Here is a 523-nt window from a genome sequence, read left to right as displayed (position 1 = left end):
CATCTTTTTGTTCGACGAGCCACTGTCCAATCTCGACGCACAGCTTCGCGACGAAATGCGCGGCGAAATCAAACGCCTTCACCAGGACATTGCCACAACGATGATCTACGTCACCCATGACCAGATCGAAGCGATGACGTTGGCTGACCGCATCGTGCTGATGCGCGACGGGTTGATAGAGCAGCAGGGCGCGCCACTCGAGTTGTTCGAGCACCCGGCCTCAACCTTCGTCGCTGGGTTTCTGGGTTCGCCGCGGATGAGCTTCCTGCCAGGCAACCTTGCCTTGGACGGAAGCGCCGCCGCCATCCGGCTCGCGGACGCGCTGCTGCCCTTAGCGCCGGGCAGGGGGCTGAAGGGCGTCGCAGACGGACAGCAGGTGCTGCTCGGGTTGAGGCCAGAACATCTCACTCGGGCGCACACTGCCACACCGGAGCAGGGCACGTTTCGCTATGAGGCAACGATCGACCTGCTGCAGCCGACCGGCTCGCGCAGCTACGCGACATTCCGACTGGCTGGCGCGCCG

General features: G+C 63.7%; 1 protein-coding gene. It reads left to right on the top strand.

The annotated features are described in order from the left end of the window. The coding region (locus NKI99_RS33805) for an ABC transporter ATP-binding protein (protein WP_502905146.1) at positions 1-523 on the top strand (523 nt) is incomplete at both ends.

The sequence above is a fragment of the Mesorhizobium sp. M0239 genome (assembly GCF_040321815.1).
In the GTDB taxonomy this organism is placed as follows: domain Bacteria; phylum Pseudomonadota; class Alphaproteobacteria; order Rhizobiales; family Rhizobiaceae; genus Mesorhizobium.
This window is presented reverse-complemented; position numbering and strand designations above follow the sequence as displayed.